The following is a 16,748-nucleotide window of genomic DNA, read 5'->3' on the forward strand; positions in this document are numbered from 1 at the left end:
GGAGCGGTTAGCCGTTTCCACTGCACCACTGCCGCAGGCTATCAGTCGAGCACGCCGGGGTAGTCAGCGATGATTCCGTCAACACCGGCCTCGACAAGTTTCTCCGCCTGATGCCATGTCGTTATCGTGTACGGGATTACTTTCCGCCCTTCCTCGTGGGCCGTCTCGATCAGATCGATTTCAGCGAAACCCGGGTCTTCGAGGTAGTAATCCTCGTTGAAGAAGGGCGTGTTCATAATCATATTGTACGGCGGCTGGATGTACTCCGCGTCCAGGTCACGGACGACAGAGAGGCCCTCTTCGATTGAGTCCCAGAGCAAGTACGCTATCGGAACCTCGGAGTCTGAGTTACGAACGGACTGCAGCGCAGCCTTTTCGAACGACTGGACGATAAAGTCGTTCTCGTGATTGGAGAGGACATCAAGTGCCTGTTCGGTAAACGGGTCCCAAGTTTCGACGGCAGATGCTGACGCATCATCATCGGGAGAGACACCCGCAGCTTTCCACTCAATATTGAGCGGGATGCTGTCCGGCGTGGCTTCGACGAACTCGTCCAATCGAGGGATCGTCTGGCCGCTATCACGAATCTCGGCGTTTAGAACGGTCTGCACATCATTCTCCCAGACGTATCCGGATTCATCTGTTAGGTTATCTAGCTTATCATCGTGGAAAACGACGATTTCGAAGTCTTCGCCCTCCCAGGGCTTACCGCCTGCAGGAACAAGGTCACATTCCATCATATCGGTGTCATACCCCTGACTACGACGACCACCGTACGCCGCCTGTTGGACGGCAGCAATGGTGTTTTGCGGATACAGACCGCGGTAGCCGCGGTGTGCGGCCAGGATCGGTGTGGAAGCCATAGGCGGCTCAGTACTGCTGTGATCGGTTTCCTTGGCAGCCCCAGTTCCAACAATGGAGCCCAGGGCGGCAGCAGACGCACTCTTCAGCACAGTTCGACGGCATATGTCTGGTATTCGAACCATTCCGTAGCCCATTACCTACACAATCTATATATAACTATTGATTAGTAATATTAGTATATACGATTCTGTTTTTTGAGTTTATGTACGCTGTAGAGCGGCGACAATGGCTGTAGAACAGGAGTATATATTGGTATATAGTATAAATATTAGTAGAAACGGAGTTGTAGTTATGTTGAGACGACAGATAGCACGCGCAATAGACGAACTGTACTTGCTGACCTTTCTCGCCAGCAATGGCTCTGCGATAGCGCTCCGCTGTTATCGGGTGAGCCGAGCGTCTTTCTCTGGGTTACAGCCGCGAATTCAGATGGTGCTATCGATAGTGCCGGCTTGTTCGGACGGCTGTGCCGCCGCTGCGTGATAGATGGCTTCGCCTGTCTGTGGATCGAACAGGTGGAGCCGCTCAGCATCAAGCGTCAACGCAACTTGGTCACCCGGCTCGACGGCCGTTCGAGGCTCTGCATGCAGTTTGAAGACCTGATCGCCAGTCCGACACTCCAGCAGGAGGCTATCACCGAGTGGTTCTGTAACGGTCACCTCAGCGGTGAACGAACTCCGGTCGGTCGAATCAGCTAATGACAGGCTCTCCGGCCGAATGCCTAACAGTGCCTGCGCTCCGGCGGCTGTTTCCAATCCGTCACCCTCGGGTAACGGTATACGGAACGTTGGACCGACAGCCTCGTATTCGCTTCCGTCACGAGTGATATCCACGGAGAGCATGTTCATCGCGGGGTCGCCGATGAACTCCGCGACGAATCGAGTCTCTGGATAGTCATACAGCCGCTGTGGACTGTCGACCTGTTGGATGCGGCCGTCGTTCATCACCACCACCCGATCACCGAGCGTCATCGCTTCCGTCTGGTCGTGGGTGACGTAGATAGTGGTGGTGCCGAATTCGCTGTGGAGTTTCGCCAGCTCAGCCCGCATTTTGATCCGGAGTTTGGCATCGAGGTTCGACAGCGGCTCGTCCATGAGGAACACTTCCGGGTCCCGGACTAATGCGCGACCGAGTGCGACCCGCTGGCGTTCGCCGCCGGATAACTCACCGGGCGTCCGGTCGAGGAGGTCCTCGATGTCGAGCACCGATGCGGCCTCCGCCACCTGGCGGTCGATTTCCTTGTCACTGAAATCGCCAGCTGACTTCATGCCGAACGTGATGTTCCGGCGCGCGGTCATGTGGGGGTACAGCGCGTAGTTCTGGAACACCATCGCAACGTCCCGGTCTTTCGGTTCAACCTCGGTGACATCCTGATCACCCATCTGAATCGTGCCGTCAGTGGACTGCTCTAGCCCAGCGATCAGCCGAAGTGTGGTGCTTTTGCCACAGCCACTCGGCCCGACCACGGTCACGAACGCTCCGTCCGGGATCTGGAGGTCGATATTTTTCACGGCGACGACACCATCGAATTCCTTCCGTACGTCCTGTAAGGTTACGTCAGTCATTGGGAGCCTCTCATTTTTGTTGGATCGTAAACGTTTCCAGCAGCTGTCGTCGGAACAGTCCTAGCAGCGCCAGCGGTGGCAACAGGGTCAGTATCGACCCGGTCATCGCCATGGACCAGGCCACTTCACCGGTGCTGGCCTGGCCGCGAAGCAGACTCAGCCCGACCTGTGCGACCTGCAGGTTCTCAGCGTTGATGATCACCAGCGGCCAGAGGTACTGGTTCCAAGTGTAGACGAACATGATCACCGACACGCCCACGAGAACGGCACGGGACATTGGGACCAGTACCGACCACAGAAACTGCAGCGGCCCGACACCGTCGACCTTTGCCGTCTCAACGAGCGAGGCTGGAATCGATAAGAAGTGCTGGCGCAGGATGAACACAGTCGTCGCGCTGGCCAGATACGGGACCGTGATCGCGAAGAAGGTGTTGCTCATGCCAAGCTCCGTTGTCAGGCGATACAGCGGCACGAACCTGACCGGGACCGGGAGCAAGAGCGTAAAGAGAATAAACAGGAACACGGCGTTCTTGTACGGGAACCTGTAGTAGACGATCACCAGCGCGGCCAGCAGCGACACGATTAGTTTCCCGACAACGACGGCAACAGACATCAGGAACGAGTTGAGCATAAATCGCCAGAATTCAAGGCCAATGAGCGCACGCCGGTAGTTCGACAGCGCGTGCCCACCGGGAGCCAGATCGCCGACAGAGGTAACGATCCCGGCCCGCTTCGTAGAGACGAGCGCCGCGATCAACACAGGCAGTATGATCAGGAACGTGACGGTCGCTGCGAGCATGTGCAGCGTGAGCGGCTCTGTCTTGAATCGTCGGATGCGTTCACTGGTAGTTCGTCCCGCAGAACGGGAGCGCTCAGCAGCGGCGGTCAACGCAGTAAGGAGTGACCCGAGCATCTTAGCCTCCGTAGTAAGCATATCTGTCGCTCAGCCGGAACTGACCGTACATCAACAGCCCGACAGCGATGAACAGCACAACGGACTTCGCCGAGGCGAATCCGAACTCGTAGAACTGGAAGGCGGTCCGGTAGAGGTCATAGATGAGGATGTTCGTCGCACCGGCGGGCCCACCTTTCGTCATGAGGTCGACCATCGGGAACGTCCCGAAAAAGCCGTAGATCGTGTTCATGATGACCAAGAACACGAGTGTCGGGGAGATGATCGGGACGTACACGCGGAGCAGTCGCTGTGTTCGGGAGACGCCGTCGAGTTCGGCAGTCTCAGTCAGCGACTCGGGGACGTTACCGAGCGCGGCTGTCATGAAGATAACATTGTACCCAATCTGCTTCCACACTGCCGCGATTAGCACGACGACGAACGCCTGCGGACCGTTGCTGAACCAGTTGACATCGACACCAAGGGCCTCGATGTAGCTTGTGAAGATACCGATGTTCGGGTGGGCGATGAACAGGAACACCAGCCCGGCGACGGCAGGCGGCAGTGCGTACGGCCAGATAACCGCCACCAGATACACCCCTTTTCCGACCTCAATCTCGTGGATAAGAAAGGAGACACAGAGGGAAACGGCCATCACGCCGACGACGACACACGCGGCGAACAGCACCGAGATCAGGACGCTCCGGAGATACTCCGAGGAGGCGGCTAACCGCCTGTAGTTCTCCAGCCCAACAAACACGTCACCTCGGGCAAGCGAGGCCCGGTAAAAGCTGAGTCCGACCGCACGGACCGTCGGGTAGTAGAGAAACACCAGCGACACGAACATCGTCGGTAGCAGCAACACGCCGGCCTGCAGACGGTCTGTGAAGACTTCTTGCGTGGACATTAGCTGTAGTATCGGTCCAGTTCGTCCTCGACAGCCGACTTCATCTCGGAGAGCCCCTCGTCGACGCTGACCTCACCACTGAACAATTCGACCGACATATCCTGAATTGTTGTCTGGACCTGTCGAGCCGGGCCGATGAGCATCCGCTTCGTCGCCGGCGTGTTCTCAGCCTGTGTCAACTGGTCGAACGCGGTTCGGTACATCGGATTCTCCGCAAACCAGCCGTCGTTTTCGAGCTGCTCGACAGCGCTCTGTCGGATCGGGTAGTAGCCAGTCCCTTTGTGCCAGGTAATCTGTGACTCCGGTCGCCCCATGAACTCAAGGAAGCTGCCGATGTCGTCTTGCCGCTCCTGTGGCAGCCCGGAGGGGACGAACCACGAGGCCCCGCCGATAACCGGGCCGGTTCGGTCGCCGTCTATCGTCGGGTAGAATGCGTTGTCGACCTCGAATCCGTTCTCCTCCGCGCCGGAGCGGATACCAGTAACTGACGCCGTCGAGGTCATCAACATAGCGGCTTTCCCGGTAAGGAATGTGGACGTTGCTTCCCCCAGGCCTCGATTCCGGGGTTGCTGAACAGGCCGTTATCAGCCATCTCGTGCCACCACTCGTACAGCGACCGGGCCGTGCTGTTGTCCGTCCGCATCGTCGTCGGCTGGCCGGCATGGCCGTTCTCGGCGTCGAGTAGCGTCTGTCCGTCGACGGAGTAGAAGTGCTCGACGAACCAGACGTGGTTCGGCCAGGTGAGCCCAGCTTCGGTGACTCCTTCGTCGACAAGCGTCTGTGAGTAGCTCCGCACTTCCTCAAGCGTTGTCGGCGGGCTATCCGGGTCGAGCCCGGCTTCTTCGAACGCCGACCGGTTGTAATAGAGAATGGCGTTGGAGTTGTTGAACGGCATCGATGTGAGCGTGTCATCGATAGTGAAAAACGAGGTCACATTCGACAGGAAGTCATCAACCGGGTAGTCGTCGGAGAGCAAGTTTTCCACGGGCTCGACTGCGTCCGTGTCGAGGACCTGCTGGGCGAACAGACTGTCTATCTGGAAGACATCAGGGACCTCGCCGGAGTCGAGTGCGCTCAGTGTGTTCGTCAGCACTCCCTCGTAGGAGTCCTGAAAAACGAGGTTGGCGTTGATACCCGTCTCGGACTGGAACTGGTCGACTAGCCCCTGCAGTGTCTCACCGTTGGTCCCACCCATGGCATGCCAGATAGTGAGGCTGTCTTCGTTGACTGGCCGGACACTGGCACCGCTGCTACTGCTACACCCGGCCAGACCCACGGTCCCAACCGTGAGTGCAGTCCCCGATGCTTTCAGAACCGACCGCCGCGATACATCGTCGTACCCGCCACCACTGTGAACCATATCCGGTGCCAGCAATGCATGAAAGATGAATGATTATAATTGCTCTCTATACTGTCCAATATGTATACAAAGCTATTGTGACAGAACAGTAGGCGCTGTCAGTTGCGATGGTGGCTAGAGAATGGCTGTCGGCCCTGAGATGCACTGCGGGAGTTTCCGTCCGATCACGCCATATCGGAGGGGAGCGAATTGCAGCCGCTCCGCCAGCAGACGATATTTGATAACGGCTGGCACTATTCGGCACATGCTGAACCACCCGTTAATTGTGTTATCCGCTTATCCGTCGACGTGACACTGTTCGACGAAGCTACACTCAATGAGTTGTCGTTAGACAACCGAGTCGGCCTCGCACCGATGACGCGTGTGAGCGCCACCGACGATGGCCGCGCGACCGCAGAGATGGCACAGTACTATGAGCGGTTCGCCAACGGTGGGTTCTCGTTTCTCATTACAGAGGGGACGTATCCTGACGAAGCACATAGCCAGGGGTATCTAAACCAGCCCGGACTGGCGACCGACACGCAGGCGGCGAACTGGCAGCAGGTCACCGAGACAGTTCACGACGCTGGTGTCCCGATTTTCGCCCAGCTGATGCACGCCGGGGCACAGAGTCAGGGGAATCCACATGTCGATGGGGACCAGACGATTGCCCCGTCGGCGGTGCAACCGGAGGGACAAAAGGCCGAAGCATACGGTGGGAGCGGAGACTTCCCCACGGCGAAAGCAGCCACAGTCGATGAACTCACTGATATCCGCGATGCATTCGTCAACTCGGCGCAGAACGCCATCGACGCGGGGTTCGACGGTGTCGAGATCCACGGTGCGAACGGGTATCTCCTTCACGAATTCCTCTCGGCTGACTTCAACCAGCGTGACGACGAGTACGGCGGCGAACCCGCAAATCGGGTACGCTATCCGCGTGAGGTTGTCGCTGCAATTGATGAGGCCACACCCGCCGATTTCGTCGTCGGCATCCGGGTCTCTCAGTCAACGGCCCTTGATGAAGACCACCGGTGGCCCGAAGGCGAGGACGCCGCAGCGGTGTTCTTCGATGAACTGTCGGCGGCTGGGGCCGACTACATCCACGTTACTGAACCCGATGCGACCACGCCAGCGTTTGGCGACGACGGGCCGACGCTGGCCGAGGCCGCAACCGAGCACGCCGCGGATGAGACGATCATCATTGACAACGGCGGGCTTGGCGCGCCTGACGCGGCCCGCGAGAAAGTCGATGCCGGTGCCGACCTGGTAACGCTGGCGACGAGTGCACTCGCCAATCCGGACTGGCCGGAAAAAGTCTCAAAGGGCGAGGAACTGACCGCGTTCGACCCTGCTGAGTTCCTCGCGCCAGTCCGCTGAACTCTCAGAGCATGAGGTCCAGACGAGCGGTGCCTCGGCCGACGACTGATAGTAGTGCTGTAACGGTGTACCGGGACGACCCCTTGACGTAGTGCGGTCGTTACCGAATGGTGAGATTTGATCCTAAAAGGGGTTTAACGGGGCTTTAGTGGGTGTTTTCGACCAGACGCCATGCGAAAATTGCTTCAGATTGCTCTTCAAACGAGCGGTCTTGTTGGACTTCCAACACAGCAGCCGGATTTCGGCGACTTTTCACAGCGTTGCCACTCAGACGCCACGCTATCACGAGTTGAAAACCTCACTATCCGATTCCGGTCTCCTTCTTCAACAGCGTCAGCGTGTTATCTACCGTCACCATCGGAGAGTGCGCGGACTCACCGCTCAACTCCACCTGCACGAGTAAATCGACCGCACGCCAATCGAGTAGTGTTGATCAGAATTGGTCGTGAACGAGACCTGCGGTTAAATTGAAACCAGACCGACAAAAAGACATTCTACCGATCATCAGTTCTATGTAGCGTCAGCTTTCCCTGCTCACCAAGCGAGACACTCCGCCCACTGACAGGATGCCCCCAGCAAGCCCAGCCACGATGCTGAGTGCATCCGCAAGAGTGCATGTTCTACATGTATTTGATACAGTGCTTATAGCGTATATAGTCCCATTTTTTTCGACGTAGGTAGTGTCCGTAGTGTCACCTAGATAATTGAAATCTGGCGGTGACCGGTGGGTTTCGACACTTCCATTGATACGGAGTGTTCGGTCGAACAAGTCTTGACCCGCTGCTGATATGTTATTGTAACTGACTACTTCAGCATCGGGAGAGACTTGCGATTCATCCGTCTCTGTGGTAAAAGCCGAATTTGTGGGCTCCGGGCCAGCAACAATAAGTAGACCGGATATAGCGAGTGCTACTACTACAGATATGATAAGAGCCCGGCCACTGGATCGGAGTTTCGATATCGGTCTCATTTATACAGTCACTGAAGTAAATGTGTAAAACTATAATAATATAAATCTAGCCCAAGTGATACAATATACCATTGAGTTTTTAATATGGATATATTTTCGCGTTCACCGCTGGTTTAATCGATTCTCTTGTAAACATACTGAGTAGCCGATCATATCCCTGAGCAAAGTCGCGGGGTAATTGGTCCGTATGCATTGAGACGGCCAGTCTCAACTACTCCCGAACTGCGTTACAGCAGTTACTATGAGACAGTCTTCGCTCGCTTTCAGGGAGCCAGATTACACAGTACAGCGACCATAGCTGTCACTTCGTATCTGCAAGTAGCCCCGTCAGGACAGCCGTTCCCAGAGCACCGAGCACCAGTTTCACAGTCGAATACGGACAGACTCGCGTGTAGTTCGACAGGCAAACAGTTCATTCATATGTAAAATGAGAACGACTAACTAGGACTGCTGAGACGTGAGTGGTACAGATGCCAGAGCCAGTCATCGCGTCGGTCGGGGCTTCACCGCTCGGCCGCACGGACCTCCCGGGCCGCGACCTGTTCTCAGTGGCCCTTGCAGAGGCGTTCGGCGAACTGCCCGACCCTGCCGAGATTGTCGAGGCGGTGTACGTCGGGAACCAGTCGGAGAGCTACGAGCACCAGATCATGCACGGGACGCTACTGGCCGAGTGGGCTGGCCTCCGTCACGTCCCCGCCGAGCGGGTCGAGGGGTGTGCCGCCGCGGGTGCGCTCGCGCTACGCCATGCAGTCAAGGACGTTCGCAACGGCGAACACGAGGCTGTGCTTGCGTGCGGCGTCGAGAAAATGACGTCTGCGGGCACCAGCGGTGCGACAGACGCGCTCTCAGCGGCGTTCGACCGCGCCATCGAGCAGCGCTCCGGCATCACCGCACCCAGCCAGTATGCACTGCTCGGCCAGCGCTATCTCCACGAAACCGACGCCACGGAACGCGACCTTGCCGAAATCGCAGTCAAGAACCACGCCAACGCCGCTCGGAACCCCCGAGCGCAGTTCCCGAAAGAGATCGACGTAGCGACCGTGCTGGAATCGGACCCCGTCGCCCCGCCGCTGAAGCTCTACGACTGTGCACCGGTCGGAGACGGTGCCGCGGCTGTCCTTGTAACGACTGCCGAGCTGGCGGCCGACCTCGATCAACCGCAGGTGCACGTCGCGGGCAGCGGAGCCTCTGCGAACAACATCGCGGTCGCCGAGCGGGACATGACCGACATCGCGGGCGCTCGCGTCGCCACCGAGACGGCCTACGAAGAAGCAGGCATCGACGCTGAAGCCGTCGACATCGCGGAGGTTCACGACGCGTTCACCGTCTGCGAGGCGCTGCTCGCGGAGGCCGCCGGCTTCGCTCCCGCAGGAACGGGCTATCAGAGCTACCTGTCACCAGCGGAGCGGGCTAACGGCTGGACAGACGTGCAGTTGAGCCCGAGCGGCGGACTGAAGGCCCGCGGTCATCCCATCGGCGCGACCGGGCTTTTGCAGGCGCTCGAAGCATACGAACAGCTCACGGGGGCCGCGGGAGACCGCGCGGTCGAAGGTGCCGAGACGGCCCTGTTGCTCAATGAAGGGGGTGTCGGGGACGCCGTCACCGTCAGCCACGTGCTCACGACGGCGGAGGCACCATGACTGGCAGCGACCTCGATGCGACCGACCCGCGGACACTACCGGGTTTCTTCGACGCCCTCGCTGACGGTGAACTCTTGGGCGGAGTCTGTGCGGACTGTGGACAGGTCCTGTTGCCGCCGCGACCGGCCTGCTACGCCTGTGGCAGTCGGCGCCGTCGATGTCGAACCGCAGTCTCGCGAGGGCCAGATCTTCTCGTACACAGCGGTCCACACGCCGCCGCCGGCATTCGAAGCGGACGCACCCTACACGGTCGCTGTCGTGGAACTCGCGGATGGTGGCCGCCTGCTTGGGCGCGTCGCCGCCGACTACGCCGATGTCGCCATCGGTGACCCGGTCGAACTTACGGTTCGTGAGCCGACGGCCACAGAGCAGGAGGTCGCCCTCGACTACGAGACCGACTGGCCGGTCCACGTCTTCGAGCCGAGGTGAGGGACAGGATGGTGAGACAGTGTTGGCCACCGTAACCCCTTGACGCTGCTGATGGGTGTCCGGTTATGGTCGGTTGATTCGGAGCAGTCGGTCAACCAATGTTTCCGTCATCGATCTGAGACCAAGTATCCAGGCCGACGCGGAGAGCGGCTTTGAGTGCCCCGAGGACGACGGGACCGAAGAGCAGTCCCATAACCCCGAATGCGTATGCACCGCCGAGGATACCGAGGAGGATGACGGCCGGATTGAGCTTTGCGTACCTATCGACGGCGAACGGCCGAAGATAGTCGTCGGTGAGTCCAACGATGATGACGCTGTAAAGGAATAACCCGACAGCAAGCAGCGGCTCGTCCGTGACATACAAGTAAACCACTGCCCCACCCCAGACAGGGATTGTTCCGATGAGTGGAACCATTGCGAGTACGATCATGATGGCCGTCCAGAACAGCGCATTCGGGACGCCAGTGGCGGCGAGTCCGACGCCGGCGACGATTCCCTGAACGATGGCAACGAAGACGTGGCCGAAGAGGACGCCCAGCATCACGTCGTCGATTTCGTCGTAAAAATCACGCTGGACGTCCACTGGAAGGGGCACCGTTTGTTGGAGCCAGTCGACCAGCTCATCGCCGTCCTTGAGAAGGTAGTAGAGCAGGAAGAGTGCTAACGCAATCCCGATGAGATGGAAGGTGACCGTACTGAACGCCTGGGTCGACCGTTCGAATATGATTGCCCCGATGTCCCGCCCTGAACTGACGATTTCTCCGGCGATGTCGACCTCGCGTCCGGTAAGTTCCTTGATCCGGGATTCGATTATGTCAAGCTGCACCGGATCGGTGCCGAGCTCTCGGAGTACCCGATCGGCACTCTCCACTATCGACGTGAGGACGACTATCACCGGCGTGACGACTCCGGTGACTGCCAGCGTCACGAGCGAGAGTGCAGCGATCATCGGCGAGACGTACGTTTCGAGGCGGACCTGCAGCGGATAGAGGACGTAGGCGAGGAGGACAGCACCGAGAATGTACTGGAGAAACGGCCGTATCAGCATGGCCGACAGCACGATGAGGGTGACGATGAGAGAGAGGACAAACCCCTTGCTGAGGTTCACGACTGCGAGTTTAACGAGGGACGACAAAAAGATTCGATATCTTCACAGTATTGTCTCCAGTGTGTCAGGGCAGCCGTTAGCAAGTGGCCGATGGGCGGTCCGAGCAGGATAGGAGCATCCTAGTGTCGACCTGAACATGAGAGACAGCGTCAGTGTGAGCGGAGTAATTACTCGATTTCTAACGTCCCACTTCCGCCGCCGTCCTCCCCATCAGTCTCGTCCCATTCGAGTTCGAACTCGATACTCAGTTCGGTCATGTCGCCTGCCGGACCTTCACGTTCCGCTTTGACTTCGAAGGTCGGTTGGGCAGGGGGAGCCAGCGTTACAGTCTCAGAGCCTGCTTTCAGGGTGATATCGGCTCCGCTGTCGAGATTGTCCGCAACTTTCCGGAGGTATGATGCAATCGCTTCTCGGCTCTGGTCACTTTCTGACTTGAACAGAACTTCTTCAGGCATACGGAAGGTGATACACAGGCAGTCCCAATAAACCCGCCCGCTGTACGGCTAAATCACGATCAAATTCCGGTCTCCCGTCTCTGGACAGTCGGTAAGCTTGGCGGAACACATCTCGAAAAAATCTTGTCTATTCCCAGCGCTGTGCAATCGTCTTCGCGTTGAAGTGTTCACTTTCCGATAGATAAATCGTGACAGAACCCATGTTTTACCGACTCGATATCGGCTGAGTCGGACCAGACGACGGTCTCGTTGACCCCCTCGCAGACGAACTCACCACCGGGTCAGCGCTGCTGTTCGGACAGGCGGAGGTAGTCACTCGGCCGCACGATCCATCGGGTCTTCAAGTTCACCGGTGATTGCCTCGAAGGCGTCGGTCGCGGTGAGGAGACCAACGACATCGTCATCTGCCACCACGAGGGCGAGTTCCTGATTTTCGGCCTGACACCGGTCGATGAAGTCACTGATAGTCGTCTCAGCAGCGACGGTCAGCGGCGTGGTTGCCAGTTCTTCGAGCGTGGTCGCCCCCGAATCCAGCACTTCGTAGTTGTGCAACACCGTTGGCGCGTAGACAACACCCACGAACGAGTCCACTGAGTCTTCGATCAACGGAAAGCGGACGTATGGCATCCCGTCGATCCGGTCCATGTTCGTCTCGAAGTCGTCAGTCGTCGAGAGCGAGACAATATCACTGCGATCAACCATGATCTCACTGACTGGCGTCGCGCCGATATCGAGGGCGTTGATAACTTCACTCCGTCGCTCTTCGGAGATATTGAGCCGGCTAAGTGACTCACCCATCTCGCTACGCAGTTCGGCGCGAGTAGTTGCGGGAGTGCTTTCGCCCTCCGATTCGGTCCACGAACGGGAGATTTCGACGCCGAAGAGCCCCAGCAACGCCTTTGCCACCCAGTCCGCTGCGATGATAACCGGATACATGAGTTTTGTCCAGACGTACAGCGGTCCCGAGCCGTATCTAGCGACGAACTTGGCACGCTCAATTCCCAGATACGTCGGTGCCTGCTCGCCGACAATCACGTGCATGAGATTGACCACCACCAGCGCGAGAAGCACAGACAGTGTCGTGTGTCCGCCACCAGTGACACCAACTGCACCCAGCAGGGGCTCCAGCACTGCTGTGATAGCCGGCTCAGCGACAACTCCCAGCCCGACACTGCAGATAGTGATCCCTACCTGACAGCCTGTGAGGAATATCTCCAACCGCTCGGTCATATTCCAGGCGCGTTCAAGTCCACGGCCATTACCGAGAAACGCATCCTCTTCGAACTGCCTGACGCGGGTCATCGCGAACTCGGTCGTGACAAAGAAGCTATTTCCCAGAAGTAAGGCGACACCACCGAACAGGCGGGCCCACGTTGCCAGCGAAATAGGCATCAAACGCTGGTTTCTCCGGCCGTTATCTAAATCTACTGCTGCTACGACGTGGTCAGATGGCTTATGTTTGTTTCGTCAGCTTTGGATATTGAGTCCCTCGACCGCTTTCAAAAGCGGCTCACTTACCGTATCTGTGTTAGGAGAAGCGCGGGCGGAAAAATATCCGCGTGTACTTCGTACAAGTTCGTCGACAGTACGTTCACACGGGCGATGACGACTGACGCTCTTCCCGGAGCGCAGTTATGCTGCTGTAGACGACAGCGCCACTGACCAGCAGCGCGGAGCCGAGGATAAGCACCAGACTGACCGTGTTCAAGACGTCGATACCGTAGACGTTGCCGATTTCACGGACCGCGACGGCGAGGGCGCCGCCGAGCAGCATTAGCCCGAAGTACACCTTGATCTCGTCCTCGTCGACGATGCTCGTCGCAGCGGAACCCACACGGGCCCCGAGGGCGCTCCCCGCCAGCAGCGGGAGCACAATAGAGAGGTCGACACCACCGTCCAGCGCGTACAGGAAGCTCCCGAGCCCGCCCGAGAAGACAATCTCGAAGAGGTCGGTCCCGACAGCGATGGGAACGGGAACTCCGATGAGATAGAACAGCGCGGGCATACGGATGAACCCGCCTCCGACACCGAGGAATCCCGAGAGCAGGCCAGTAACGAACGCGACGCCAAGTATCATCCAGAGGGAGACGCTGACGCCGCCACGGAGCGATATCATCGGCGGGATGCGGTACGACTGAATCGTCTTGGCAATCTCCGGGATGTCGTCGGCGTCGATATCGTCCTCTGCGGCATCATGGTCGATCCCATCGCCGCTATCGCCACCTCGAAGTGCCTCGTAGGTGACGAAGGCTCCGATACCGCCCAGCAGGACGACGTACGTGACGCTGATGATACTACCAGCCAGCCCGAGCGCCTCCAGGTGGATGACTATCTCTTTCCCGGCTTCGATGCCGGCGGTTGTCCCGGCGATCATCAGCACCCCAAGTTTGTAATCGACCTGTCCCATATCTCGGTGCTTCAGTGTAGCGATAACTGAAGTCCCGAACACGAATGCGAGCCCGCTCCCGACGGCGACTCGGGTGGGATACCCCATCACCAGCAGTGCCGGAGTGACCAGGAACGACCCACCCATCCCGAAGAAGCCAAACAGGACGCCGATGAGCAGGCCGAACCCGACGAACAAGACCACCATCGCCAGGCTGAGTCCCAGTATCTCCATCCGTCACTCCCCTCGTAACCGCTTGACGACACGCTGTCCGAATATCTCCTCCACTGCCCCGTACCCGACGTAGAGGATAGCTGCCTCTAGGAGCACTGCGCCGATGAGCATTGCCGCATCGATGCTGTCTGCGCCCATTGATGCGAAGGCCGCGAGCTCTACCATGCCGATTCCCCTCTGAAGTTGTGCTGTCGTGACCGTATCATACTTTTCTACTCAATCACTCCTAACCGGAGGGTACTGATAACAGTTTTGGGACTTGCGGACAATATTATCGACAGGTATCACACCGCTAACCCACGGAGATATCTGCATACGTTATGTGGATATCAGCCACGTTCAGGTACCGTTCAAAACCCGGCTATATGCCCGTAATAAAGTTGCGCGCGCTGTTCTGTTGCGTTTCCGGAACAAGCTCTCAGTTTAGACTGGATCTCTAAATCGACCAAACGCCAGGTGAAACAGCAGCTCTACGGACCAACTCATGCCCACCTATATTGTGCAAACAAAACAATATTAATGGTTGGTCGCCTACCATTGTGTATGAGAGCCATCTATGCGACAGATCTCTCGGCGGCGAGTGAAGCGGCGATACAGAACGAGACGTGTCTCGAGTGCCTCGGACGCATCGGTGTCGATACGATCCACCTCGTCACGGTCATCCCATCGAACGTCCACGCGGGGATGCCGGGGATGAACTTCAGCAAGCGGCGCGAACAGGGACTTACGCGGTACCAGAACGTGATGGCGGACGCCGGGTTCGACACCGAGACTCACGTCGTCCGTGGGACTCCCCATCGCCGCATCAACGGTATTGCAGAGGCAGAGAAAGTCGACATGACAATAATCGGGTCCAGAGGGCAGAGTCCACTGGACAACCGCGTCATCGGCTCCACGGCCCGGAATCTTGCGCGGACCACGGTGGTGCCGCTGCTGGTCAACCGCATCGAACGTAGTACCGACGAGCCGGACGTGCTCAGAGAGCACCTGTTCCAGCGGGTGCTCTACGCGACCGACTTCTCCGAGAACGCAACGCGAGCCTTCAACGCATTTCAGTATCTCCGTCATGCGACTCAGGAAGCGACACTCGTCCACGTCGAATCGCCGAAAGATGCGACAAGCGGGGAGGACCCATCCGAGCAGCTTGAATCGCTCGCGGACACGCTGGCACAGTGGGACATCGAAACGAACGTCGCGGTCCGTCGTGGCGACCCCGCCGAGGAGATACTCGACGTCGAGGCGGCAGTGATGCCGACGACGACGCTCGTCGGCTCCCGTGGCCAGAGCCGGATGCGTCGGCTGTTGCTCGGCAGCGTCTCCGAGGATATCATCGCGCAGGCGAACGGGAACGTCTTCCTCGTCCCACCTCCGCGGACCGCCTGAAACGGGCGGTCAGAGCGCACCCATCGCGGTCATCGACCCGAAGCCGACGGCCAGTGCAACCGTGAACGACCCAGCCCACGCACCCACCGTGACCAGAATCTTCCGCGGGTCGATCGCCTCGCTGCCGCCAACTGCGGCACCGCTTCCGATGATCGCGCTGACGATAATCTCGTTGAACGACACCGGCACACCAAGGAAGACGGCGAGCTGGGCGATGAGGAACGAGGGGACGAGCGCGGCAATAGAGCGCCGCGGGCCCAGTGAGGAATAGTCCTGTGCGAGCGATTTTATCATCCGTGGTGCACCGGTCCACGACCCGACCAGAATTCCGAGGCCACCACCCAGCAGGACGACCGCTGGCGAGAGCGTCCCGACATCGTCCAGTAGTGGGAGCAACGGACCGACCGCCAGTCCGACCTGACTCCCACCGGCCGAAAAGGCGACTAGTGAACCGAGTGCCAGCAGGACGTGTCTGAGCCCGCCCGACTTGTCGTGGCGGATGTCTCGGTACACCGCGGCCCACACTACGGCGGCGACAGTGCCGGAGAGAACGACTGTTGCCACGACGCTATCGATACCGAGCAGCCGCTGGCCGAGGCTCGTCAGCGAACCGGGACCACCGTCAGCCCCGAGAAACGCGAACTCAACGTTAGCCAGCACGACGCCGACCAGCGCCGCAAGCGTCGGAATCGTGGCCGCCTCCGGGACATCAGGTCGCGGCAGCACGCTCGCAATAGCATAGGCGAAACCGCCGCCGACGACCGGTGTCAGAACCCAGACGGCACCGATCTGCTGGTACTTCCCCCAGACGGGGGTGCCACCGAGAGCCATCCCGACACCGATGATTGCGCCGGTCACAGTAAACGCCGTTGCGATGGGGTAGCCGGTGTAGATACCGACGGCCATGAGCCCAGCGCCAGCGAGTAGCGCGACGATGACCCCCATGGCGGGGAGGGTGACGCCGCCGACGAGGCCGCGTCCAACCGCTTCAGAGACGTTCGCCCCCTGTGTCACCGCGCCCGCAAGCCCGAAGATGCCGACGACGAACGCCGCCCGCATCGTCGAGATGGCGTTGGCACCAACAGCGGGCGCGAAGGGTGTCGCGCCGCTAGAGCCAGCACCGATGACCCACGACATGAACAGGCTCGCGAGACCAGCGGTCAAGAAGAGCGCGAGAAGCTGGAGTTCCATTGTGA

12 protein-coding genes and 3 pseudogenes are annotated in these 16,748 nt (G+C 58.8%); 4 read left to right on the forward strand and 11 right to left on the reverse strand.

Annotated features, from left to right (window positions below):
• Window positions 1-41: 41 nt before the first annotated feature.
• From ACODNH_RS20285 to ACODNH_RS20305, 5 genes and pseudogenes are all read right to left on the reverse strand, one after another.
• Window positions 42-863 (reverse strand): glycerophosphodiester phosphodiesterase, encoded by an 822-nt coding sequence (locus ACODNH_RS20285; protein ID WP_434531669.1) that lies wholly within the window; start codon window positions 861-863, stop codon window positions 42-44.
• Window positions 864-1,289: 426 nt separating this feature from the next.
• Window positions 1,290-2,429: an ABC transporter ATP-binding protein gene (locus ACODNH_RS20290; protein WP_434531670.1), complete on the reverse strand. Its 1,140-nt coding sequence runs from the start codon at window positions 2,427-2,429 to the stop codon at window positions 1,290-1,292.
• A gap of 10 nt (window positions 2,430-2,439) precedes the next feature.
• A complete protein-coding gene (locus tag ACODNH_RS20295) occupies window positions 2,440-3,342 on the reverse strand; it encodes a carbohydrate ABC transporter permease (RefSeq protein ID WP_434531671.1) in 903 nt (300 codons plus the stop codon).
• A 1-nt stretch (window position 3,343) separates the two neighbouring features.
• A complete protein-coding gene (locus tag ACODNH_RS20300) occupies window positions 3,344-4,228 on the reverse strand; it encodes a carbohydrate ABC transporter permease (RefSeq protein WP_434531672.1) in 885 nt (294 codons plus the stop codon).
• Window positions 4,228-5,423 (reverse strand): annotated as a pseudogene (locus tag ACODNH_RS20305) (ABC transporter substrate-binding protein). Before ACODNH_RS20305 ends, ACODNH_RS20300 begins: the two are co-directional and overlap by 1 nt.
• A 453-nt stretch (window positions 5,424-5,876) precedes the next feature.
• Between ACODNH_RS20305 and ACODNH_RS20310 the strand changes: the two are divergent.
• The 3 genes and pseudogenes from ACODNH_RS20310 (at window position 5,877) to ACODNH_RS20320 (ending at window position 9,986) form a co-directional block, all read left to right on the forward strand.
• Window positions 5,877-6,996: pseudogene (locus ACODNH_RS20310) on the forward strand (NADH:flavin oxidoreductase).
• A 1,391-nt stretch (window positions 6,997-8,387) separates the two neighbouring features.
• On the forward strand, window positions 8,388-9,557 hold the full coding sequence (locus tag ACODNH_RS20315; protein ID WP_434531673.1) for a thiolase C-terminal domain-containing protein: 1,170 nt from the start codon (window positions 8,388-8,390) through the stop codon (window positions 9,555-9,557).
• Window positions 9,554-9,986, forward strand: a pseudogene (locus ACODNH_RS20320) (Zn-ribbon domain-containing OB-fold protein). Before ACODNH_RS20315 ends, ACODNH_RS20320 begins: the two are co-directional and overlap by 4 nt.
• 91 nt (window positions 9,987-10,077) lie before the next feature.
• Here the strand turns inward: ACODNH_RS20320 and ACODNH_RS20325 are convergent.
• The 5 genes from ACODNH_RS20325 to ACODNH_RS20345 form a co-directional block, all read right to left on the reverse strand.
• Window positions 10,078-11,094, reverse strand: coding sequence for an AI-2E family transporter (locus ACODNH_RS20325; protein WP_434531674.1), 1,017 nt, complete (start codon window positions 11,092-11,094; stop codon window positions 10,078-10,080).
• 167 nt (window positions 11,095-11,261) lie between these two features.
• Complete coding sequence (locus ACODNH_RS20330) at window positions 11,262-11,549, reverse strand: amphi-Trp domain-containing protein (protein WP_306711497.1); 288 nt, start codon at window positions 11,547-11,549, stop codon at window positions 11,262-11,264.
• Between the two features lie 312 nt (window positions 11,550-11,861).
• Window positions 11,862-12,941 carry a CNNM domain-containing protein gene (locus ACODNH_RS20335; protein ID WP_434531675.1) on the reverse strand — a complete coding sequence of 360 codons (1,080 nt, stop codon included), beginning with the start codon at window positions 12,939-12,941 and terminating at the stop codon, window positions 11,862-11,864.
• Between the two features lie 199 nt (window positions 12,942-13,140).
• Window positions 13,141-14,169, reverse strand: a complete 1,029-nt coding sequence (locus ACODNH_RS20340) for a sulfite exporter TauE/SafE family protein (protein WP_434531676.1) — start codon at window positions 14,167-14,169, stop codon at window positions 13,141-13,143.
• 3 nt (window positions 14,170-14,172) lie between these two features.
• Window positions 14,173-14,334 carry a DUF7512 family protein gene (locus ACODNH_RS20345; protein ID WP_434531677.1) on the reverse strand — a complete coding sequence of 54 codons (162 nt, stop codon included), beginning with the start codon at window positions 14,332-14,334 and terminating at the stop codon, window positions 14,173-14,175.
• A gap of 378 nt (window positions 14,335-14,712) precedes the next feature.
• Here ACODNH_RS20345 and ACODNH_RS20350 point away from each other — a divergent pair, with 378 nt between their 5' ends.
• Window positions 14,713-15,552 (forward strand): universal stress protein, encoded by an 840-nt coding sequence (locus tag ACODNH_RS20350; protein WP_434531678.1) that lies wholly within the window; start codon window positions 14,713-14,715, stop codon window positions 15,550-15,552.
• Between the two features lie 9 nt (window positions 15,553-15,561).
• Here ACODNH_RS20350 and ACODNH_RS20355 read toward each other — a convergent pair whose 3' ends face one another.
• Complete coding sequence (locus ACODNH_RS20355; RefSeq protein WP_434531679.1) at window positions 15,562-16,743, reverse strand: inorganic phosphate transporter; 1,182 nt, start codon at window positions 16,741-16,743, stop codon at window positions 15,562-15,564.
• Window positions 16,744-16,748: the final 5 nt, after the last annotated feature.

This window comes from Haloarcula sp. NS06 (genome assembly GCF_051122755.1).
GTDB lineage: Archaea > Halobacteriota > Halobacteria > Halobacteriales > Haloarculaceae > Haloarcula.